At 66.1% G+C, this 19,211-nt stretch carries 18 protein-coding genes; 10 read left to right on the plus strand and 8 right to left on the minus strand.

Annotated elements, in window-relative coordinates; genetic code table 11:
- The first annotated feature begins 43 nt into the window (after positions 1-43).
- Genes ACIQTU_RS09575 through ACIQTU_RS09585 form a run of 3 tightly spaced genes read left to right on the plus strand, consistent with a single transcriptional unit; the run spans position 44 to position 4,164 of the window.
- On the plus strand, positions 44-2,275 hold the full coding sequence (locus ACIQTU_RS09575; protein WP_400545812.1) for an RNA degradosome polyphosphate kinase: 2,232 nt from the start codon (positions 44-46) through the stop codon (positions 2,273-2,275).
- Positions 2,275-3,777 (plus strand): Ppx/GppA family phosphatase, encoded by a 1,503-nt coding sequence (locus ACIQTU_RS09580; protein WP_400545814.1) that lies wholly within the window; start codon positions 2,275-2,277, stop codon positions 3,775-3,777. Before ACIQTU_RS09575 ends, ACIQTU_RS09580 begins: the two co-directional genes overlap by 1 nt.
- A gap of 9 nt (positions 3,778-3,786) precedes the next feature.
- On the plus strand, positions 3,787-4,164 hold the full coding sequence (locus tag ACIQTU_RS09585; protein WP_400545817.1) for a VOC family protein: 378 nt from the start codon (positions 3,787-3,789) through the stop codon (positions 4,162-4,164).
- On the opposite strand, the gene rnd is transcribed toward ACIQTU_RS09585, so the two are convergent.
- The gene (gene rnd, locus ACIQTU_RS09590) at positions 4,161-5,312 is read right to left on the minus strand and encodes a ribonuclease D (protein WP_400545820.1); all 1,152 of its coding nucleotides are present in this window, start codon (positions 5,310-5,312) and stop codon (positions 4,161-4,163) included. The two genes, ACIQTU_RS09585 and rnd, sit on opposite strands and share 4 nt — an antisense overlap.
- Before the next feature lie 81 nt (positions 5,313-5,393).
- Between rnd and purM the strand changes: the two genes are divergently transcribed.
- Positions 5,394-6,431 carry a phosphoribosylformylglycinamidine cyclo-ligase gene (gene purM, locus ACIQTU_RS09595; RefSeq protein WP_400545823.1) on the plus strand — a complete coding sequence of 346 codons (1,038 nt, stop codon included), beginning with the start codon at positions 5,394-5,396 and terminating at the stop codon, positions 6,429-6,431.
- Positions 6,432-6,509: 78 nt separating this feature from the next.
- Here purM and ACIQTU_RS09600 read toward each other — a convergent pair whose 3' ends face one another.
- Positions 6,510-8,102 carry a S10 family peptidase gene (locus ACIQTU_RS09600; protein ID WP_400545826.1) on the minus strand — a complete coding sequence of 531 codons (1,593 nt, stop codon included), beginning with the start codon at positions 8,100-8,102 and terminating at the stop codon, positions 6,510-6,512.
- 169 nt (positions 8,103-8,271) lie between these two features.
- Between ACIQTU_RS09600 and purN the strand changes: the two genes are divergently transcribed.
- Positions 8,272-8,865 carry a phosphoribosylglycinamide formyltransferase gene (purN, locus tag ACIQTU_RS09605; protein WP_400545829.1) on the plus strand — a complete coding sequence of 198 codons (594 nt, stop codon included), beginning with the start codon at positions 8,272-8,274 and terminating at the stop codon, positions 8,863-8,865.
- A 126-nt stretch (positions 8,866-8,991) separates the two neighbouring features.
- A complete protein-coding gene (locus ACIQTU_RS09610; RefSeq protein ID WP_400545832.1) occupies positions 8,992-11,064 on the plus strand; it encodes a M13 family metallopeptidase in 2,073 nt (690 codons plus the stop codon).
- A gap of 83 nt (positions 11,065-11,147) precedes the next feature.
- Here ACIQTU_RS09610 and ACIQTU_RS09615 read toward each other — a convergent pair whose 3' ends face one another.
- Both ACIQTU_RS09615 and ndk read right to left on the minus strand, forming a co-directional pair.
- Positions 11,148-11,357, minus strand: a complete 210-nt coding sequence (locus ACIQTU_RS09615; RefSeq protein ID WP_312783948.1) for a glycine zipper 2TM domain-containing protein — start codon at positions 11,355-11,357, stop codon at positions 11,148-11,150.
- A gap of 123 nt (positions 11,358-11,480) precedes the next feature.
- A complete protein-coding gene (gene ndk, locus ACIQTU_RS09620) occupies positions 11,481-11,900 on the minus strand; it encodes a nucleoside-diphosphate kinase (protein WP_400545835.1) in 420 nt (139 codons plus the stop codon).
- A 96-nt stretch (positions 11,901-11,996) separates the two neighbouring features.
- Here ndk and ACIQTU_RS09625 point away from each other — a divergent pair, with 96 nt between their 5' ends.
- Together ACIQTU_RS09625 and ACIQTU_RS09630 are read left to right on the plus strand one after the other, a co-directional pair.
- Entirely contained in the window at positions 11,997-13,883 is a 1,887-nt protein-coding gene (locus ACIQTU_RS09625) for an ABC-F family ATP-binding cassette domain-containing protein (protein WP_400545838.1), read from the plus strand.
- Positions 13,884-13,899: 16 nt separating this feature from the next.
- Entirely contained in the window at positions 13,900-14,157 is a 258-nt protein-coding gene (locus ACIQTU_RS09630; protein ID WP_400545841.1) for a DUF2164 domain-containing protein, read from the plus strand.
- Positions 14,158-14,196: 39 nt separating this feature from the next.
- On the opposite strand, the gene ACIQTU_RS09635 is transcribed toward ACIQTU_RS09630, so the two are convergent.
- From ACIQTU_RS09635 to ACIQTU_RS09650, 4 genes are read right to left on the minus strand one after another with little or no spacing between them, the layout of a single operon-like run.
- Positions 14,197-14,493, minus strand: a complete 297-nt coding sequence (locus tag ACIQTU_RS09635) for a hemolysin (protein ID WP_400545844.1) — start codon at positions 14,491-14,493, stop codon at positions 14,197-14,199.
- A 21-nt stretch (positions 14,494-14,514) separates the two neighbouring features.
- A complete protein-coding gene (locus ACIQTU_RS09640; RefSeq protein WP_400545847.1) occupies positions 14,515-14,838 on the minus strand; it encodes a hypothetical protein in 324 nt (107 codons plus the stop codon).
- Positions 14,835-15,296 (minus strand): DNA polymerase III subunit chi, encoded by a 462-nt coding sequence (locus tag ACIQTU_RS09645; protein ID WP_400545850.1) that lies wholly within the window; start codon positions 15,294-15,296, stop codon positions 14,835-14,837. Before ACIQTU_RS09645 ends, ACIQTU_RS09640 begins: the two co-directional genes overlap by 4 nt.
- A gap of 27 nt (positions 15,297-15,323) precedes the next feature.
- Positions 15,324-16,799 carry a leucyl aminopeptidase gene (locus ACIQTU_RS09650; RefSeq protein ID WP_400545853.1) on the minus strand — a complete coding sequence of 492 codons (1,476 nt, stop codon included), beginning with the start codon at positions 16,797-16,799 and terminating at the stop codon, positions 15,324-15,326.
- Between the two features lie 95 nt (positions 16,800-16,894).
- Between ACIQTU_RS09650 and ACIQTU_RS09655 the strand changes: the two genes are divergently transcribed.
- Complete coding sequence (locus ACIQTU_RS09655; RefSeq protein WP_400545856.1) at positions 16,895-18,088, plus strand: LptF/LptG family permease; 1,194 nt, start codon at positions 16,895-16,897, stop codon at positions 18,086-18,088.
- Positions 18,085-19,188 (plus strand): LPS export ABC transporter permease LptG, encoded by a 1,104-nt coding sequence (gene lptG, locus ACIQTU_RS09660; protein ID WP_400545859.1) that lies wholly within the window; start codon positions 18,085-18,087, stop codon positions 19,186-19,188. Before ACIQTU_RS09655 ends, lptG begins: the two co-directional genes overlap by 4 nt.
- Positions 19,189-19,211 lie beyond the last annotated feature (23 nt).

Here is a 19,211-nt window from a genome sequence, read left to right on the forward strand (position 1 = left end):
TATCGCGGTTGCAGCCGTCACAGGCCCGCGCGACAACAGCGACATGACCGAGATCGCGCCTATCGCCGTCGACACCACCGGTGAGGAAGTCCCCTCCTCGCGCGCCCCGCAGCTGGAACTGTCCGAAGCGCTGATGAACTCGCCCGAGCGCTTCATCAATCGCGAGCTGTCCTGGCTGGCCTTCAACGGGCGCGTGCTGGAAGAAGCCGCCAATGAGGGCCATCCGCTGCTCGAGCGGGTCCGCTTCCTGTCCATCTCGGCCAACAACCTTGATGAGTTCTTCATGACCCGCGTAGCGGGCCTGAAGGGTCAGGTGCGCGAGCGCGTCCGCGTCGTTTCGCCCGACGGCCTGACGCCCGCCGAGCAGCTGGAACAGGTCAACGCCGCCGCCGGGGGCCTGATGGCCGAACAGCAGCGTCGCTGGCGCGTCCTGCGCAAGGAAATGGCCGCCGCAGGCATCGAGGTCGTCGAAGGCTCCAAGATCACTCGCACCGAGCGCGAGCGGCTGGAACCCGAGTTCCTGAACCAACTGTTCGCTGTTCTGACGCCGATGGCGATCGACCCTGCCCACCCCTTCCCTTTCCTGCCCAACCTCGGCTTCTCCCTGGCGCTGAAACTGCGCCGCAACAGCGACAACCGCATCCTCTACGCTCTGGTGCCGGTGCCGACCCAGGTGCGGCGCTTCTGGGCTCTGGCGACCGATGGCCGCTCTGCGCCGGGCCGCAAGCGGTTCGTATCGCTGGAAAACCTGCTGCTGCTCTTCATCGACCATCTCTTCCCGGGCTGCGAAATCCTGGAGAAGGGGCTGTTCCGTCTGATCCGTGACTCGGACATCGAGATCGAGGAAGAGGCCGAGGACCTCGTCATGGAGTTCGAGGAGGCGCTGAAGCAGCGCCGCATGGGCTCGGTTGTCCGCATCAAGATCCAGGCCTCCATGCCCGAGGACCTGCGCAACTTCATCATCGCCGAACTGCACGCCCAGCCGCAGGACGTGGTTCTGGTTGAAGGGATGCTGGGCCTGGCGCAACTGGCCGAACTGATCCCCGGCGGCCACCCGGACCTGAAGTTCAAGGGCTATGAGCCCCGCTATCCCGAGCGTGTCCGCGACAACGGCGGCGACATCTTCGCGGCGGTTCGCGAAAAGGACATGCTGATCCACCACCCGTTCGAGAGCTTCGACGTGGTGGTTCAGTTCCTACGGCAGGCGGCGCGCGATCCCAACGTCATCGCCATCAAGCAGACCCTCTATCGTACCTCCAAGGACAGCCCCATCGTCGCCGCGCTCATCGAGGCGGCCGAGAACGGCAAGAACGTCACCGCCCTGATCGAGCTGAAGGCCCGCTTTGACGAAGAGGCCAACCTGCGCTGGGCGCGGCAGATGGAACGAGCCGGCGTCCACGTCGTCTTCGGCTTCGTGGAATGGAAGACCCACGCAAAGCTGAGCGTGGTGGTGCGGCGTGAAGGCGACGCCCTGCGCACCTACTGCCACTTCGGCACCGGCAATTATCACCCGACGACAGCCAAGATCTACACGGACCTCAGCCTGTTCACCTGCGACCCCGTGCTGGGCCGGGATGCGACCCGGGTGTTCAACTACATCACCGGCTACGCCGAACCGGATGAGCTTGAGGCCTTGGTCGTCTCACCGTTGAACATGAAGTCCAGCCTGATCGACATGATCGGCAAGGAGATGTCGGCCGCCGCCAAGGGCAAGCCTGCCGCCATCTGGGCCAAGATGAACGCCCTGGTCGATCCTGAAATCATCGACTCCCTGTATCGCGCCAGCCAGCAGGGCGTGCGCATCGAACTGGTCATCCGGGGCATATGCTGCCTGCGCCCCGGCGTACCGGGCCTGTCCGAGAATATCCGGGTCAAGTCCATCGTTGGCCGCTTCCTGGAGCATAGCCGGATCATCGCCTTCGCCAACGGTCACGACCTGCCCAGCAACAAGGCCAAGCTCTACATCTCATCCGCAGACTGGATGCCGCGCAATCTGGACCGCCGCGTCGAGCTGATGACGCCGATCCTGAACGCAACGGTGCACGATCAGGTGCTGGATCAGATCATGGTCGCCAACCTGAAGGACGACGCCCAAAGCTGGGTGCTGGAGGCCGACGGAACCTATCGTCGCGTCACGCCCTCCGGTCCTGAACGTCCCTTCTCGGCCCACAAGTATTTCATGACCAATCCCAGCCTGTCGGGCCGCGGCCGCAAGGTGAAGACCCTGCCCGGCGCCCTGTCCTATTCGGGTCTCAAGCCGCGGAAGCGCCGCTGATGGGCGTCGAGGCGGAATATCCCTCGCGTCAGATCGCGGTCATCGACATCGGCTCCAACTCGGTGCGTCTGGTCCTCTACCGACTGGAGGGCCGGGCCGTCTGGACCATGTTCAACGAAAAGGTCCTGGCCGGTCTGGGCCGTGACCTGGCGGCGACCAGGCGCCTTTCCGTTCCCGGCGTGGTCTCGGCCATGACGGCCCTGCGCCGCTTCGCCGCCGTGATCGAGGGCGTCCAGCCGGACCAGACCATCATCGCCGCCACCGCCGCCGTGCGCGAAGCCGAAGACGGCGCCGACTTTTGCGCCCGTGTGGCCGCCGAAACAGGCCTGCAGGTCCGCGTCCTCAGCGGGGAGGAAGAAGCCCGCTATTCGGCGCTCGGCGTCCTGGCCGGTGCCCCCGGCTCCAACGGCGTCGCCGCCGACATGGGCGGCGCCAGTCTGGAGCTGACCCGCATCGGCAACGGCGGCCGCAACCGCCCGCTGGACAAGGGCGTGACGCTGCCGCTCGGCCCCTTCGCCCTGACCGATCCCAAGGGCTTCGACGTCGATCGTCTGCGGAGCCGTATCGCCAAGCGGCTGGCGCCCGTCGCCGACGCCTACGCCACGACCGATCTGCACGCCGTCGGCGGGGCCTGGCGCAGTCTGGCCCAGATGCACATGGCCCAGACCGACCATCCGCTGCGGATCGTCCATGAGTACGCCATGAGCGCCGCCGATGCCCGTGATCTGACCCGTCTGGTCGCGCGCCAGTCCAAGGCTTCGCTCGAGAAACTGCCCGGCGTGTCCAAGCGCCGGGCCGAGACCCTGCCCTACGCCGCCCTCGTTCTGGATGGCCTGATCGAGGCCCTGGGCCTGAAGTCCATCACCTTCTCCGCCTGGGGCGTGCGCGAGGGCCTGCTCTACGCTGGTCTGTCACCCGAGATGGCGGCGGTCGATCCTCTGCTGGCCGGCTGCTCCGCCTGGGGCGGTCGTCAAGGCGTGGACCCGGCACTGCCGCGTGCGCTGGACGGCTGGCTGCAGCCTGTCGTCTCGGCCATGCCCGAGGCCTTCGGCGAGGAGCGCGACGCCCTGCTGACCGCCTCGGTCTGTCGCTTGGCCGACCTCGGCGCCCGCCTGCACCCCGACCACCGGGTTGATCTGGTCTTCGATCAGGTCCTGCGCTCACCCATCCCGGGCCAAACCCACGCCGAACGCGCCTTCCTGGCCGTGGCCATGAACGCCCGCTATGGCGGCGAGGCCAAGACGCCGTCGCCCGGCGCCGTGGATCGTCTGCTGTCGGAAACCGGCCAGAAGCGCGCCCGTGCGCTAGGTTTGGCCATGCGGCTGGCCTGCGATCTGTCGGGCCGCTCACCACAGCTTCTGGCCAACGCAGCCGCCACCGTCGAGAAGGGCGCGCTGCGGATAACCGCCGCCGAGGGTTACGCCGATATGCTACTAGGCGAACAGACCCGCCGCCGCGCCAAGGCCCTGGCCGAAGCCATGAACCTGACCCTCAAGATCTAGGGGACGACCATGCCAGTCACTGGAATCGGCGGATTTTTCTTCCGTTCAAAGGACACCAAGGCCCTAGCCGACTGGTATCTGACCCACCTCGGCGTCGGGGCGCCGGAAAACGTCTGGATCTGGAACCAGCAGGCGGGACCGACCGTCTTCGCCCCGTTCAAGGAAGACAGCGACTATTTCGCCGCCGACCACCGCTGGATGCTGAACCTGCGGGTCGAGGGGCTAGACGACCTGATCGCCTCACTCAAGTCGGCCGGGATCGAGGTCATCACCAAGGCCGAATGGGACGCCACCCCCGAGATCGGACGCTTCGCGCGCATCCATGACCCCGAGGGCAATCCGATCGAGCTGTGGGAGCCGGCGTCGCCGCCGCCCCCTAAGCCCTAGCCTTCGATTTCGACGACTTCGACCCGCGAGCCGTTCAGCACCAGGGCGATCTCACCCTTCTTGAGCTTCAGCGCGTCTTCGCCGAACAGCTGACGGCGCCAGCCCTTCATGGCTTCGACGTCGGCGTTGTCGTCGTTGGCGATCTTTTCCAGATCGGCGACGTTGGCGATCAGCTTGGTCGCCACGCCCGCATTGTCGCTCTTGGCCTTCAGCAGGACCTTCAGCAGTTCGACCACCGAGGGCGGGGCCGGCTGGCTGTGGGCCGGACGTTCCAGCTTGGGCGCATGGGCTTCGGGGTCGGCCAGGACGCGCTTCAACTCGGCGGCCAGTTCCAGACCCAGGCGCGAACCGCCAAAGCCCTTGGGCACCGAACGCAGGCGGTTGAAGGCCTCGGGATCGGTCGGGGCCTGGACCGCGATCTCGTCGATGCCCTCGTCCTTCAGGATGCGGCCGCGCGGCTGGTCACGCTCCTGGGCCGCACGCTCGCGCCAGACGGCGACGGCGACGAAGGCGGCCAGGTATTTGGCGCTGAACTTCTTGGGCTTCAGCCGCTTCCACGCGTTCTCGGGCGTGGTGTCATAGAGAGCCGGATCGGTCAGAGCGCCCATTTCGGACATGACCCAGTCCAGACGGCCTTCCTTCTGCAGCCGGTCGCGCAGCTTGGGATAGAGGGCGGCCAGGTGGGTCACGTCGCCCAGGGCATAGACCAGTTGCGCGTCCGACAGCGGGCGACGCGCCCAGTCGGTGAAGCGGCTGCCCTTGTCCAGTTCCTGGCGCAGCATCTGGCGGACCAACTGCTCATAGCTGACCTGATCGCCAAAGCCGGCGGCCATGGCCGCGACCTGGGTGTCGAACATCGGCTTGGGCATGGCGCCCAGGCGGTTGAAGATTTCGACGTCCTGACGGGCGGCGTGGAAGACCTTGATGATCGATTCGTCGCGCAGCAGAGCGAGGAAGGGTTCGAGGTCCAGATCCTCGGCCATCGGGTCGATAATCGCGGCGTCCGTAGGCGAAGCAGCCTGGATCAGGCACAGCTTGGGCCAGTAGGTCGTCTCGCGCATGAATTCGGTATCGACCGTGATGAACGGGGCCTTGGCCAAGCGTTCGCAGAACTCGATTAGCGCGTCATTGGTGGTGATTGGCGTCATTCCGATGCTATAGCCCCGCGCGACGCCGTTGTGGCAAGAGCGCCGCGACAGATTTTCGCCCCCGATATCGAGCCGTGACCGATGAGCGACACCCCCGAAGCCCTGAAAAACGGCCTCACCTACGCCGATGCAGGCGTGGACATCGACGCCGGAGAAATGTTGGTCGATGCGATCAAACCCCTGGCCAAGTCGACTCGCCGCCCCGGCGCCGAGGCTTCGCTGGGCGGATTCGGCGCCCTGTTCGACCTGAAGGCTGCCGGTTTTGAAGACCCGCTGATCGTCACCACGACCGACGGCGTCGGCACCAAGCTGAAGATCGCCATCGAGACCGGCCGTCATGACGGCGTGGGCGTTGATCTGGTCGCCATGTGCGTCAACGACCTGCTGGCGCAAGGCGCCGAGCCGCTGATGTTCCTGGACTACTACGCCACCGGCAAGTTGGACGTGGACGCCGCGCGTCGCGTCGTCGCCGGCATCGCCGAGGGCTGCCGCCAGTCAGGCAGCGCCCTGGTGGGCGGCGAGACGGCCGAAATGCCGGGCATGTATTCGGGCGGCGACTATGATCTGGCCGGCTTCTCGGTCGGCGCGGTCGAGCGCGGTCAGGTCCTGCCCTATCTGGACCAGCAGCAGGCCGGCGACGTCATCATCGGCCTGGCTTCGTCGGGTCCGCACTCGAACGGCTATTCGCTGATCCGCAAGGTGGTCGAGAAGTCCGGTCTGGCCTGGGGCGACGACGCCCCCTTCGCCAAGGACTGCTCGCTGGCCCAGGCCCTGATGGAGCCCACCCGAATCTATGTGAAGCCGGTCCTGCCGCTGATGAAGGCCGGTATGGTCAAGGGCGCTGCCCACATCACGGGCGGGGGCCTGATCGAGAACCCGCCGCGCTGCATCGCCGAGGGCCTGCAAGCCGCCTTCGACTGGAACGCCTGGGCCCTGCCCCCCGTCTTCGAATGGCTGGGCGTCGTCGGCGGCATCTCCGACCATGAACTGCGCCGCACCTTCAACTGCGGCGTCGGCTTCATCCTGATCGTCTCGCCGGAAAACGCCGAGCCGGTCCTGGCCGCCCTGCTGAACGCGGGCGAGGAAGCCTTCATCTGCGGGCAACTGGAAGCCGCCTGAGCTTCCAGCGCCTGAAACGACAAAGGCCCCGGTCGCGAGACCGGGGCCTTTTTCTTCGGCGCTAAGCCTGAGTTCAGATCAGCGAACCCCGCCGTTCTGGGTCTCGTCGTAGAACCTGGCCAGATCGACGTGTAGTTCCTCCAGCGCCTTGCGGCTCGTGTACATCATGTGCCCGCCCTCATAGTAGGTGAACTCCAGATTATCCCGCAGCTTCGGCTCCAGCATCATCTGGGCCAGGTCGAACTCGGTCGAGAAGAAGGGCGTAGCGGCGTCGTAGTAGCCGTTCAGCGCCAGCACCTTCAGATGCGGGTTGCGCCGCATGGTCGTGGCCAGGTCCACCGCCGTGTTCGGCGTGGTCTGCATCCCGCCCACCGGCGGACGGTGGCTCCAGTTCCAGTTGAACCCCGGCAGGCCGCGCGCCGACTGGCGATAGTCCATGTCGGTGCGGAAGTTCAGCGTATTGGCGATGTAGTCGTTGAAGACGCCGAAATAGGCCCCGGTGATGGCGCTGCTCGACGGGTCCTCTTCCGGCTCGCCGCCCACGGCGTCGGCGTCCATGCCCAGATAGCGGGTGTCGAGACGGCCGATGGTCTCGCGACGATCCCGCAGCAGCTCCTTGCGGAACGGCGACAGCTCGACCCGCAGGTTGGCGTTGTCGATGAAGGTGGGCGAGACGCCGATCAGTTCGCTCATCTGCTGGGCGATCTCGGCACGCTCGGCGTCCGAGATCATGTGTCCCTTGGCCAGGGCCGCTGCATAGGGGCCCATGGCGAAGTCGCGAGCCCGCTGGACGTGGGCTTCGATCGTGGCCGGGCGGTTCGGCACCTTGTTGTGATACCAGGCTGTCGCCGCATAGGTCGGCAGCAGGGTGATGAAGTTCTGCGCATAGCCAGGCTGGCGCACGCCATAGTTCATGATGGACGACAGCAGGATGACGCCATTCAGCGACATGCCGCGGCTTTCCAACTGATGCGCCACAGCCCCGGTGCGCAGGGTGCCGTAGCTTTCGCCCAGGACGTACTTGGGGCTCGACCAGCGGTTGAACTTGCTCGTGTAGCGCATGATGGCGCGGGTGAAGGCGTCCGCGTCCTGATCCACGCCCCAGAAGGTCGAACCGGGCGTCTCGGCCAGAGGACGCGAATAGCCGGCGCCGACCATGTCGATGAAGACCAGATCGGTCTTGTCCAGCAGGGTCATGTCGTTGGGACCGACATTGAACGGCGCGGGGCGCTCGACCACCGGATCGTCCGTCAGCACCCGCACAGGGCCAAAGGCGCCCATGTGCAGCCAGACCGTCGGCGAGCCCGGCCCGCCATTGTAGAGATAGGTCACCGGACGCCGCCCGACCGGCTGACCGTCCAGGGTGTAGGCGACGTAAAACAGGCTGGCCGTCGGCATCCCGGCGTCGTCGCGAATGGTCAGGGTGCCGGCCGTCGCCTTGTAACGCATGGCGCGGCCGTGGGCGGTGATCGAATGGCTGGTCGTCACCTCCTTCTCTTCGGGTGTGGCGCGCGCCCAGTTGCGCTCAACCTGCTCGGCGTTGGCGTTGCGCAGACGGTCGGCAGCCGAGCGAACCGGGCCGGAACCGCCGCCGGATGCTTCCTGAGCCATGGAAACCATCGGCACAGCCAGGATCGCTGCCGCACAGGCAGCGGTAAGCAGATGACGCATTGTGAAACTCCCCCCTCACGCGCCGGACAGCCCGGCGCCAGGACGCTAACGCCAAGCTGGTCCATCCGGCAACGGACTTTGTAACGGCCCGACACGACATGGACTTGCCAAGAGACGCCGACGGCCGCATCCCTCGCCTCCTCCCCGTTCTGACGCCCGAGCCGCTGCCATGACGACCCAAACCGCCCAGCCCAAGACGCGCGTGGCCGCGCTGATCTCCGGCTCTGGCACCAACATGGCCTCGCTGATCGCGGCGGGTCAGGCGGCGGACGCCCCCTATGAGATCGTGGTCGTCATCTCCAACATCGCCGACGTGGCCGGTCTGGACAAAGCCCGCGCCGCCGGGGTCGAGACCCTGACGGTCGAACACAAGCCCTTCGGCAAGGACCGCGAGGCGCACGAACGCGCCATCGACGGCCTGCTGATCGAACGCAAGGTCGAGGTCATCGCCCTCGCCGGCTACATGCGCCTGCTGACGCCTTGGTTGGTACAGAAATGGGCGGGCAAGATGCTGAACATCCACCCGTCGCTTTTGCCCCTCTATCCCGGCCTGAACACCCATGCCCGCGCCATCGAGGCCGGCGATGCCGAGGCGGGCTGCACCGTCCACGTCGTTACCGAGGGTGTCGACGAAGGCCCGGTCCTGGGTCAGGCGCGCGTGCCGATCCTGTCCGGCGATACGCCCGACACCCTGGCCGAACGGGTCAAAACGGCGGAGCACACCCTCTATCCGCAGACGCTGGCCGCCTTCGTCACGCGCTGACGGCAACGCCAAACCTTAACGATTTTTAATGCGACAGGGCGTCGCAGGCGGGAGCAGGTTCACGCCAACGCTTCGATCATCGGATCGGAACGGCCCTTTCGCTTGTCTCCACAACAGGAAGACCCGATGTCCAAGACCCGCCTGATGGGCGCCGCCGGCCTCGCGCTCGCCCTCGCGCTCTCCGCTCAAGCCGCCTCGGCGCAAAACGCCCACGCCGGTCACGCTGGCCATGCCGCAGCCGCCGCCAATGCCCCCCAGATTCATCCCTGGGGCTTCGACCTGAGCGGACGCGATCTGGCGGTGAAGCCGGGCGACGACTTCAATGAGTACGCCAACGGGACCTATCTGAAGAACACCGAGATCCCTGCAGACAAGGCTCGCTTCGGCCCGTTCGACGTCCTGTATGAAAACGCCCAGAGCCAGCTGAAGGCGATCATCGAAGCCAGCGCCGCCAACCCGACCAACGCCAATGCGCAAAAGGTCGGCGCCCTCTACGCCAGCTTCATGGACGAGGCCCGCGTCAACCAGCTGGGCGCCCAGCCCCTTGCCGCTGACCTGGCCGCCGTGCGCGCCGTCGCCGACCACAGCGGCATGGCCCGCCTGATGGGCGAAAGCCACGCCGGATTCGGCGGCTCCCTGTTCGGCGTCGACGTATTCGAGGACCTGCAGAACCCCAACCTCAACTCGGCCTATATGGGCCAGGGCGGCCTCGGCCTGCCCGACCGCGACTACTATCTGAAGGCCGACTTCGCCCCGCAGCGCGAGGCCTATGTCGCCTATGTCACCCGCGCGCTGACCGCCGCAGGCTGGTCGAACCCGGCCCAGGCCGCCGCCGACATCCTGGCCTTCGAGACCAAGGTGGCCGAGAAGCACTGGACCACGGTCGAGCGTCGCCAGATCGACAAGATCTACAACCCGGCCCCGACCGCCGACCTGGCCAAGCTGGCCCCCGGCTTTGACTGGAGCGCCTTCCTGCAAGGCGCCCAGATCAGCAACGTGCCGACCATCGTCCTGATGGAAAATACCGCCATCCCGGGCATCGCCCAGGTCTTCGCCGAAACCTCGTTGGACACGCTGAAGGCGTGGGAAGCCTTCCAGATCGTCGATCAGGCCGGCCCCTACCTGTCCGACGCCTTCGTCGACTCGCGCTTCGAGTTCCGAGGCAAGACCCTGCGTGGCCAGCCGGAAAACCGTCCGCGCTGGAACCGGGGCGTCGCCCTGGTTGACGGCCAGCTGGGCGAGGTGCTGGGTCAGGAATACGTCCGCGTGCACTTCCCCGCCTCCTCCAAGACCCAGATGGAGGTCCTGGTCGCCAACCTCAGCGCCGCCATGACCGAGCGCCTGAAGGCCCTGGACTGGATGAGCGAGCCGACGCGCGAGCAGGCTCTGCTCAAGATGTCCAAGTTCGGCGTGAAGATCGGCTATGCGGACAAGTGGCGCAGCTATGACGGCCTGGAGCTGTCTGCGGGCGACCTCTACGGCAATGTCGAGCGCGCCTCGGCCTTCGATTGGGCCTGGAAGCGCAGCAAGATCGGCCAGCCGGTCGATCCCCTGGAATGGGGCATGACTCCCCAGACAGTGAACGCCTACTACAACCCGCCGCGCAACGAGATCGTCTTCCCGGCCGCTATCCTGCAGCCGCCCTTCTTCGATCCGAACGCGGATGCAGCCGTCAACTATGGCGGCATCGGCGCCGTGATCGGCCACGAGATCACCCACGGCTTCGACGATCAGGGCCGCAAGTCGGACGCGAACGGCGTCCTGCGCGACTGGTGGACGCCCGAGGACGCCGCCCGCTTCGAAGCCCGTGCCAAGGTGCTGGGCGCCATCTACGACGCCCAGGAGCCCATTCCCGGCACCCATATCAACGGCGACCTGACCATGGGCGAGAACATCGCGGATCTGGGCGGTCTGCTGATGGCGCTGGACGCCTATCACCGCAGCCTGAACGGCCAGCCGGCCCCGGTCATCGACGGCCTGACCGGCGACCAGCGTGTCTTCCTCGGCTGGGCGCAGGTCTGGCGCGAGAAGTCGCGTGAGGCGGCGCTGAAGGAGCAACTGACCACCGACCCGCATTCGCCGGGCGCCGCCCGCGCCGCGACCCCGCCGCGTAACATCGACGCCTGGTACGCGGCGTTCGGCGTGACGCCGGGCCAGGCGGAATACATCGCCCCGGAAAGCCGCGCCCGCATCTGGTAAGCGGCCGGCCCGATAGCGGTCACCAAAACGGCGTCAGCTCCGCAGCTGACGCCGTTCTTGTATCCGGGTTAGCCCCTGCGAAGTCAGTTAGGTTTCTTCGGTGTCGTCACAGCGCCGGCCACAGCGCCGATGGCGGCGCCGGCGACAGTCGCGCCCGTATTACCTCCGATGGCCTGACCGGCGACAGCGCCGCCCAGTGCGCCCGAAGCCGCGCGTTGTTCCGTGGTGGTGCCGCAAGCGGCCAGCAAGCCCACGACGCCGATAACCGGAGCCAGTTTGAGGATCGTCTTCATGGCGGTCTTCCTTGATGGCTGAACAGGTAACAGGACCGTGAAAACGAAACGGCCCGCCTCCGGTTCCGGAGACGGGCCGTCTTTATGCTTGCGCTGGGCCGCTCAAGGCGGCCCGCTCAAACCTTAGCCGACGATGTCAGCATCGGTGAAGAACTGGGCAATTTCGATGCCGGCGTTTTCCAGCGAGTCCGAACCGTGAACCGAGTTCTCGCCGATCGACAGGGCGAACAGCTTGCGGATGGTGCCTTCAGCGGCGTCGTTCGGGTTGGTGGCGCCCATGACTTCGCGATACTTGGCGACGGCGCCTTCGGCTTCCAGCACCTGCACGACGACCGGCTCGGCGATCATCTGCGAGACCAGTTCACCGTAGAAGGGACGCTCGGCGTGCACTTCGTAGAACTTCTTGGCTTGGGCTTCGGTGAGCTTGACGCGACGCTGGGCGACGATGCGCAGGCCGGCGCCTTCGATCACGGCGTTGATGGCGCCGGTGATGTTGCGGCGCGTGGCGTCGGGCTTGATGATCGAGAAGGTGCGTTCGGTCATGGGAAGACTCTTTGCGGTTTGGTAGTTTGAGGGTCGCGGGCTTATAGCGGCGCCCTCCCCGCTTTCCAACCGCCACCTCAACGTCAGTCGTTTTCCATGCTCCAGATCACCAACCTGACGTTCAACGCCTGGGGCCGCCAGTTCCTCGACGACGCCTCCGTCAGCCTGCCGCCCGGCTCGAAAGTCGGTCTGGTCGGCCGCAACGGCATCGGCAAATCGACCCTGTTCAAGCTCATCCTGGGCGAATTGGCCGCCAACGGCGACGAGGTCAGTCTGCCCAAGACCGCCCGCGTCGGCTCGGTGGATCAGGAACACCCGGCCACGCCTGACAGCGTGCTGGACACCATTCTGGAAGCGGACGTTGAGCGCCACGAGCTGATGAGCCGGCTGGAAACCGCCGAGCCGGAAGAGATGGGCGAGATCTGGGCGCGTCTGATCGACATCGACGCCGACTCGGCCCCGGCCCGCGCTGGTGAAATCCTTGCTGGTCTTGGCTTCAGTCAGGAAGACCAGCAGCGACCCATGTCCGAGTTCTCAGGCGGCTGGCGCATGCGCGTGGCCCTGGCGGCGGCCCTGTTCGCCGAGCCGGACATGCTGCTGCTTGACGAACCGACCAACTATCTCGACCTGGAAGGCGCGCTCTGGCTGGAAAGCCGGCTGCAAAAGTACCCGCACACGGCCCTGATCATCAGCCACGACCGCGAACTGCTGAACAACAGTTGCACCCACATCCTGCATCTGGCGAACCGCAAGCTGGAGCTCTACACGGGCGGCTACGACATGTTCGAGAAGGCGCGCGCCGAGAAAGCCCGCCTGCAACTGTCAGCCAAGGCCAAGCAGGACGCCGAGCGCGCCCACCTGCAAGCCTTTGTGGACCGCTTCAAGGCCAAGGCCTCCAAGGCCGCCCAGGCCCAGTCGCGAATGAAGCGTCTGGCCAAGATGGAGCCGGTCTCGACCACCATCGAGGAACGCGTCGCCCCCTTCACCCTGCCCTCGCCGCCGCGTCCGCTGGCGCCGCCGCTGATCCGTCTGGAACGCGCCAATGTCGGCTATGAGACCGGCAAGCCCATCCTGCGCAACCTGAACCTGCGCATGGACCTGGATGACCGCATCGGACTGCTCGGCGTCAACGGCGCCGGCAAATCGACCTTCGCCAAGATGATCGCAGGCGCCCTCACCGTGTCCGAAGGAGAGTTGCACCGCGACAGGAAGATGCGCGTGGGCTGGTTCCACCAGCATCAGATCGAGGCCATGGACCCGACCGACACCCCGCTGGAGATCATCCGCCGGGCCATGCCCGACGCCAGCGAAAGCAGCCGCCGATCCAAGCTGGCCCAGTTCGGCCTCGGCTTCGAAAAGCAGGAAACCACGGTCGACAGCCTGTCGGGGGGCGAACGCGCCCGCCTGCTGCTGAACATGGTGGCCATGGACGCCCCCCACGTCCTGATCCTCGACGAACCGACCAACCACCTGGACATCGACAGCCGTCGCGCCCTGCTGGACGCGCTGAACGACTACAGCGGCGCCGTCATCCTGATCACCCACGACCGCTCGCTGATGGAACTGGTCGCCGACCGTCTGTGGCTGGCCGCCGACGGCACGGTGAAGCCCTATGAGGGCGACATGGACGACTATCAGAAGTTCGTTCTCGACCGCGCCAAGGCCGCCGCCGTCAAGCCCAGCCAGATCAAGCAGGAAGCGGCCGCCACGGCGGCTCCCGCTCAGGGCGGCAAGAAGAAGAACGACAAGAAATCAGGCCCTTCGCCTTCGACCCTGCGTCACGCGGTCAAGAAGGCCGAGGAACGCATGGGCACCCTGGCCGCCGAGGTCGCCCGCATCGACGACGACCTGGCCAACGCCGCCGTCTCCAACCCCAAGGCGTTGGAAGGCCTGACGCGCGCCCGCGCCAAGACCCAAGCCGATCTGGAGGCTGCCGAAGCCGCCTGGATGGAAGCCGAAGAAGCCCTGGCCGCCGTTTCCTGATGAGCAAGGTGTCCTGATGACCAAACCGATCCAGTTCACCAAAGACGAGCGCATCGCCATCGGCGGCCGCATCCGCGACTTCTTCGCCAAGGAGCTGGATCAGGACATCAGCCAGCTTCAGGCCGAGATGGTGCTGGAGTTCTTTGGCGGCCAGATCGGCGGCTGGTTCTACAATCGCGGTCTGGCCGACGCTCAGGCCGTGGTCACGGCCAAGGCCGAGGACATCGCCGACGCCATCTACGCCCTGGAACGCGAAAGCGGGACGGGTCGCTAAACCCGCCCCGCTCCGGCGTCATCCAGATGTGACCTTTGATCAGCCGCAGCTGACGCGCGTCACGAGGTCGGTCTTGTCATCGTAGGTGAAGGTCACGCGGTTATCGCGATAGTCCATCGTCGCGGCGCAGCTGCTGCACAGGACGCGGAAGATGCGGCCCGCCGGGGCCGCCGGAATGGTCGAGCGATTGCGACCGACATATTCCTGATAGTCGCCGGCCTTGCAGGTCACAGGCGTCGGCTCGATGCTCGGCGTCGAGGGCGTGGGCTGGCTGGGGGCACAGGCCGAGAGCGCCACAGCGCCCGCGAAAGCCGCCAGCATCACAATCGTCTTCATCGCGTCGTTCTCCGTTTCGGCCTAGCCGCAGCTCACGCGCTCGACGATGCCGGTTTGCTGATTGTAGAATATATTCAAGCGGTACGGCGAATAGTCTTCAGTAACGGGACAGGTGGTGCAAACCACCCGACGGTTCACCACATCTACCGGAACGGGTATCTCGCTGCGCGGTTTCCCAACCAGCCATTGCAGTTCGCCAGCCTTGCACATGTCAGCGTCGCCTTGCGGCATGCGCGTGCCGATCGGCTGGCTCTGCCGGGCCTGTTCGACGATGGCCGGCGCAGAAGGCCGCGCGGGCGGTGAGGAGGAGCAGCCGGCGACCGCCAGCAGACCCAATGCGATCAAGCCGCCCTTTCCCAGCGCCCTTCGTCCGTTTGTTTCCAATAGGCCAGGTTGGCGTTGGCCGCCTTCAGCGTGCGCCAGCGCTCGCGCGCGTGCTGCAGCGCCTGTTCGTTCCGACCGTCGAAAATGATGAAGCACCGCTCGTACCCTTCCGTGGTCCCCAGCTCTGACTCATCCACGATGAACAGCGCCTGAGCAGCATTCAGGTTCTCACCCGATTCGGACAGAAGGATCGGTTGTCGAGCCGCGTGCGCCTCCGACGCCAGGCCGTGCGGCAGGAAGCTGTCGGGGCGATAGGTCCACAGGTGCTCGTCGATATCGTCGAGGCGATGCGACACCGTCCCGCGCACCAGGGCGCGCCAGCCCCGCTGGAGGGTCTTCTCCAGCAGGCCCGGCAGCACCTGATCCAGAGTCGAGCGCTCCAGATGGTAGAACCAGATTTCCGGCTTTGCGTCAGACACCCGGCCCTACCCTCTGAATGCGTCGGATCAGGCTTCGTATTTGTCGGCGACCATGCGGTCCAGCAGACGCACGCCATAGCCCACGGCGCCGTCCGGCACGGTCGGGTTACGGCTGTCCTTGACCCAGGCGGTCGAGGCGATGTCGATGTGGGCCCACGGCACGCCGTTGGTGAAGCGCTGCAGGAACAGGGCGGCCGTGATCGAGCCGCCGGCGCGGCCGTTGCCGGTGTTCTTCACATCGGCGATCGGGCTGTCGATGTGACGCTCATAGGCGGCGGGGATCGGCAAGCGCCAGACGTTCTCGCCCACCTTGGGACCGGCGGCCAGGATGCCGTTGGCCAGGTCATCATCGTTCGAGAAGACGCCGGCGTATTCCAGGCCCAGAGAGATGATGATGGCGCCCGTCAGGGTGGCCAGGTCGATCATGAATTTCGGCTTGAAGCGCTCCTGCGTGTACCAGAGGGCGTCGGCCAGAACGAGGCGGCCCTCGGCGTCGGTGTTCAGGACTTCGACCGTCTGGCCCGACATTGAGGTGACTACGTCGCCCGGGCGTTGGGCCTTGCCGTCAGGCATGTTCTCGACCAGGCCGAGGACGCCGACCACGTTGACCTTGGCCTTACGGCCCGCCAGGGCGTGCATCAGACCAGCCACAGCGGCGGCGCCGCCCATGTCCCACTTCATTTCTTCCATGCCGTCGGCCGGCTTCAGCGAAATGCCGCCGGTGTCGAAGCAAACGCCCTTGCCGACGAAGGCGATGGGGGCCTCGCCTTCCTTGCCGCCGTTCCACTGGATGACGGCCAGCTGGCTTTCACGCTCCGAACCCAGGCCGACGCCCAGCAGGGTGTGCATGCCCAGCTTTTCCATCTCGGCTTCGCCCAGGATCTCGACCTTAGCGCCCAGTGCTTCCAGTTCCTTCACACGGCGCGCGAACTCGGCCGGGTAGAGGACGTTGGCCGGTTCCGACACCAGGTCGCGCGAGAACAGGACGGCGTCGGCGACAGCCGACAGCGGACCGAAGGCGGCCTCGGCGGCCGCTGCGTCCGAGGTGACGACGCGAATCGCGGTGACCGAGGGAATCTTGTCGGCCTTCTGCTTGGTCAGATATTTGGCGAAGCGATAGGCGGCCAGACGCACGGCGAAAGCGACGCGGGCGGCCTGTTCCGCCGACAGGTGGGCAGCGTCGATGGTCAGGACTTCAGCACCCGACAGCTTGGCGGCGTGATAGGCGGCGGCGGCGGCGGTTTCGACCGCCAGATCGTCGAACTTGTCAGCCGCGCCCGCGCCGACCAGCAGCACCGAGTTGGCGTCGACGCCCGCCGGGGCCGCAACCGTCAGATTGCTGTTGGCGGCGCCAGTGAAGCGGCTGTTCGTCATCGCCTTGGTGAGAGCGCCCGACGCGGCGGCGTCCAGGGCCGAGCCCGTACCGGCCAGCGCGCGACCTTCGTGGACCAGAACGGCAAGGATTTGAGCGGCGCTGGGGGAAGCGACGAACTCGATTTTCATGAAACCTACTCCAGGCCGAGGTTCTGTGCCCCGGTCGTGCTTGAATCGGACATAACGCAGCGGCTGTTTCACCGTCGCGCTGGGATGTGTATTACATGGCCCGCATCGCTCCCGGCTGCAACTCGCTCGCCCCCAAAACCCTTTCTTTCCAGACCATGACGCTGATTCAGGGCTATCTCTTCCGCCAGATCGGCCTGCCCGTCGTGGCAGCGTGCGTGGCGCTGGCCGGAATCGGCCTTCTTAGCCAAAGCCTGGATCAGCTCGAAGTCATCGTCGAGCGTGGCCAGAGCGTATGGGTCATGGCCAAGCTGACCCTGCTGGCCCTGCCCCAGTTGATTGCCGTCATCCTGCCCATCGGCCTTTTCGTCGGCGCGCTGATCGCCCTGACGCGGCTGCAGCGCGAACAGGAACTCACCGCCGCCTACGCTGCCGGCGTCAGCCGCTGGTCGCTGATCCGGCCGGCGATCCAGATCGCCGTCATCGTCGCCGTCATCGCCCTTATCACCAATGTCTTCGTCCAACCGTGGGCCCAGCGTGAAGGCCGCCGTCAGGCCTTCGCCATCCGCACCGACCTGGCCGCCCTGCTGGTCGAAGAGGGCCGCTTCGTCCAGGGCCCTGGCGGCCTGACGGTCTATGTGCAGCAGATCGAGCAGAACGGTCTGCTGAAAAACCTGTTCGTCTACCTGGACAACGGCAAGACGGTGACGACCTGGGACGCCGAGACCGCCCGCTTCGGCCGCATCGACGGCGTGCCGATCCTGACCATGCAAAACGGCTCGATGCAGCGCTACTCGTCGCGCGATGTGCTGAACCAGCTGTCGTTTGACCAGCAGGTCTTCGACCTGTCGCCCTATACCAAGACAACCGAACGCATCCGTTTCAAACCGTCCGATATGTGGCTGACGGAACTGTTCAATCCCACGCCTGCCCAATTGGAAAGCGCGGGGACGCGCGGAGAATTGCTGGCGGAGGCCCACTCCCGATTGGCCTCGCCGCTCTACGCCCTGGCGGCGATGGCGCTGGCGCTGACGGCCATCCTTGGCGGATCCTTCAGCCGCACCGGTTACAGTGGCCGCATCGCCAAGGCGGCGGGCGTGTTCCTGGTCGTCCGCGTCGTCGGCTACGGCCTGGTCGCGGCCAGCGCCTGGAATGGTGCGCTGAACCTGCTGCAGTATCTGCTGCCGCTGGCCACCTGCTTCGTTGCGCTGCGCCTGCTGTTCCGCGCCCTCAAACCGCATCGTCGGCGCGTCTGGGCGCCCTATGAGCGTTTCAAGGCGAGGTTCGCATGAGGCTCCGTTTAGGCCGCATCGAGCGCTACGTCCTGGTCCAGCAGTTGCGGGCTCTGGCCGTGGCCCTGGCCGTCATCTCGGCCCTGGTGATGCTCATCGACTTCGTCGAGGTGTCGCGTGGACTGAACTCGTCCGGCGAACTATCCAGCGCCCGCATCTTCGGCCTGGTGCTGCTGAAATCGCCCAGCGTCATCATCCAACTGCTGCCCTTCGTCTTTCTGTTCGGCACACTGGCGGCCTTTGTCGGGCTGAACCGACGCAGCGAACTGATCGCCATGCGGGCGGCTGGCGTCTCGGCCTGGCGTTTCGTCCTTCCGGCTGCGGCTTGCGCCCTGGTGCTCGGCGTTCTCACCGTCACCGTGTTTGGCCCCATGGCTGCGGCGGGCGACGGCCTGTGGCAACGCGAACGCGGACGAATTTCCGGATCGACCCCCGGAGCCGATGCGCAACAGGCCGTCTGGCTACGTGAGGGCGACGCCTCGCGGCAGATGATCATTCGCGGCGCACAGCAGGACCCGGCCAGCGGTCGCCTGCTGGACGCCAGCTTCTTCATCTACACCACCACGCCGGAGGGCCACCGCACCTTCACCGAGCGGATCGACGCCGCCACGGCCTCTCTGACCGCCGGCCGCTGGCGCCTGACAGACGCCACGGGCGCCCAGACCGGCCAGCGCGCTGTTCGCTACGCTACGCTGGATCTCCCCTCCAATCTGGCCGACGAAGAAGCCTTCCAGCGCTTCGCCCGGCCGCAGTCCACACCCTTCTGGTCGCTGCCGAACCAGATCCAGAGAATCGAGGACGCGGGCTTCGCCTCGACGGCCTATCGGTTGCGCCTGCAACAGCTTCTGGCGACGCCGCTGATGTTCGCCGCCATGTCGATTCTGGCCGCCGCTTTCTCTTTGCGTCTGATGCGCCTGGGCGATCTGGCGCGGATGGCCGTCGCCGCTGTCGTGCTGGGTTTCGCCTTCTTCTTCGTGAACCAGTTCTCATCAGCCATGGGCTCGGCCGAGGTCGTGCCGCCTTTCCTGGCGGCGTGGTTGCCGCCTGTGCTAACGGCGCTCGCCGCCTTTACCTTGCTGTTCTATACCGAAGACGGCTAATCGGACGGTTTCCGGTCGCCCGG

It is taken from the genome of Brevundimonas sp. NPDC090276 (assembly GCF_044772165.1).
Taxonomy (GTDB): Bacteria; Pseudomonadota; Alphaproteobacteria; order Caulobacterales; family Caulobacteraceae; genus Brevundimonas.

Excerpts from the sequence above, each read along its gene's own strand:
- ACIQTU_RS09575 (WP_400545812.1), top strand. The coding sequence starts at position 44 with ATGACCGAGATCGCGCCTATCGCCGTCGACACCACCGGTGAGGAAGTC.
- ACIQTU_RS09580 (WP_400545814.1), top strand. The coding sequence starts at position 2,275 with ATGGGCGTCGAGGCGGAATATCCCTCGCGTCAGATCGCGGTCATCGAC.
- ACIQTU_RS09585 (WP_400545817.1), top strand. The coding sequence starts at position 3,787 with ATGCCAGTCACTGGAATCGGCGGATTTTTCTTCCGTTCAAAGGACACC.
- rnd (WP_400545820.1), bottom strand. The coding sequence starts at position 5,312 with ATGACGCCAATCACCACCAATGACGCGCTAATCGAGTTCTGCGAACGC.
- purM (WP_400545823.1), top strand. The coding sequence starts at position 5,394 with ATGAGCGACACCCCCGAAGCCCTGAAAAACGGCCTCACCTACGCCGAT.
- ACIQTU_RS09600 (WP_400545826.1), bottom strand. The coding sequence starts at position 8,102 with ATGCGTCATCTGCTTACCGCTGCCTGTGCGGCAGCGATCCTGGCTGTG.
- purN (WP_400545829.1), top strand. The coding sequence starts at position 8,272 with ATGACGACCCAAACCGCCCAGCCCAAGACGCGCGTGGCCGCGCTGATC.
- ACIQTU_RS09610 (WP_400545832.1), top strand. The coding sequence starts at position 8,992 with ATGTCCAAGACCCGCCTGATGGGCGCCGCCGGCCTCGCGCTCGCCCTC.
- ACIQTU_RS09615 (WP_312783948.1), bottom strand. The coding sequence starts at position 11,357 with ATGAAGACGATCCTCAAACTGGCTCCGGTTATCGGCGTCGTGGGCTTG.
- ndk (WP_400545835.1), bottom strand. The coding sequence starts at position 11,900 with ATGACCGAACGCACCTTCTCGATCATCAAGCCCGACGCCACGCGCCGC.
- ACIQTU_RS09625 (WP_400545838.1), top strand. The coding sequence starts at position 11,997 with ATGCTCCAGATCACCAACCTGACGTTCAACGCCTGGGGCCGCCAGTTC.
- ACIQTU_RS09630 (WP_400545841.1), top strand. The coding sequence starts at position 13,900 with ATGACCAAACCGATCCAGTTCACCAAAGACGAGCGCATCGCCATCGGC.
- ACIQTU_RS09635 (WP_400545844.1), bottom strand. The coding sequence starts at position 14,493 with ATGAAGACGATTGTGATGCTGGCGGCTTTCGCGGGCGCTGTGGCGCTC.
- ACIQTU_RS09650 (WP_400545853.1), bottom strand. The coding sequence starts at position 16,799 with ATGAAAATCGAGTTCGTCGCTTCCCCCAGCGCCGCTCAAATCCTTGCC.
- ACIQTU_RS09655 (WP_400545856.1), top strand. The coding sequence starts at position 16,895 with ATGGCCCGCATCGCTCCCGGCTGCAACTCGCTCGCCCCCAAAACCCTT.
- lptG (WP_400545859.1), top strand. The coding sequence starts at position 18,085 with ATGAGGCTCCGTTTAGGCCGCATCGAGCGCTACGTCCTGGTCCAGCAG.